Annotated in this window: 1 protein-coding gene and 1 pseudogene; both read left to right on the forward strand. The window is 24.4% G+C overall.

Annotated elements, in window-relative coordinates:
- Positions 1-188, forward strand: a pseudogene (locus tag ACRCYC_RS08640) (ketol-acid reductoisomerase); the annotation flags it as partial.
- A 345-nt stretch (positions 189-533) separates the two neighbouring features.
- On the forward strand, positions 534-1332 hold a 799-nt coding region (locus ACRCYC_RS08645; protein ID WP_438618708.1), incomplete at its 3' end, for a BCCT family transporter.

Genomic DNA, 1332 nt, shown 5'->3' on the forward strand with positions numbered 1-1332 from the left:
TTACAAAAGAGAGTAGAGAGAATATGAAAGAGGTTTTAGAGGATATTAGAAATGGAAGGTTCGCTAAAGATTTTATTTTAGAAGGACAAGCGGGATATCCAATTTTAAAAACTATGAGAAATAGATGTAAAGAGGAAAAAATTGAAATAGTTGGAAACGAATTAAGAGAGATGATGTTTAAAAAATAATAAAAAAATCACGGGTTTTAATTCCGTGATTTTTTTCTCTTAAAATATAAAAACCTATAATCTTACAATAAGAAAATAAAAAAAGCATAAAAAGGAATCTAAAATAAGTATTTGAATATATTAACAACATAGTTGATTTTAAAGGAGGTAAATAAATATGAAAATTTTTAATTCTGTAAATTTAAATTACACAAAAAAAGATAACATAAACAAAAGAAAAATTTATTTTAATAAAAATAAATTAAGCAACTCTCTAGAAAATTATATTATTTATATTATATTTTTATTATCAACTATATTTTGTCTTTTTTATGGATAAAATTAATTACCTAAAGGAGGAATAATATGAAAAACTATGATAACATTGATAAAAAAACAAAAATTTTAGAAAAAGTGCTTGCTAAAGAAAATACAATATTTTACATAACATTTTTAATTATTTTTGTCATTTTATCAATAATTGCTTTAGACAAAAGTAGTTTTGAAAAAGTAACAACAAATCTACTTGATTCAATAATTACAAACTTTGGATTTTTATATTTAATCATTGTGCTTGTAATAGCGTTAGTTTGTTTATTTCTATGTTGTAGTAGTTATGGGAATATTAAACTTGGAAAAGATAATTCTAAACCTGAATACTCTAATCTTTCTTGGTTTTCTATGCTTTTTTCTGCAGGAATGGGAGTGGGATTAGTATTCTTTGGAGTAGCTGAACCGATGACTCATTATGCTTACCCAATAGGAGGAATGGAAAGTGGAACTAAAGAAGCAATAGATTTTGCTTTTAAAACATCATTTTTTCATTGGGGTATTCATCCTTGGGCAATTTATAGTTTTTTAGCATTGGCAATGGCATATTTTCAATTTAGAAAAGGAGAAAAAGGTCTTTTAAGTTCTCTTTTTTCACCTATTTTAAAAGGAAGACCCTATGAAAAAAAACTAAAAAATACAATAGATATAATAGCAATTTTAGCTACAATAACTGGTGTTGCAACTACTTTAGGTTTAGGAGCATTACAGATAAATAGTGGATTAAATTATCTTTTTAATATACCCAATAGTATATTAAGTCAAATAGTTATCATAACTATTGTAACAGTTATATTTATAGCTTCAGCTTTAGGATCATTAGATAAAGGAATAA

Origin of the sequence: Paraclostridium sp. (assembly GCF_051657365.1) — a bacterium.
Lineage (GTDB): Bacteria > Bacillota > Clostridia > Peptostreptococcales > Peptostreptococcaceae > Paraclostridium.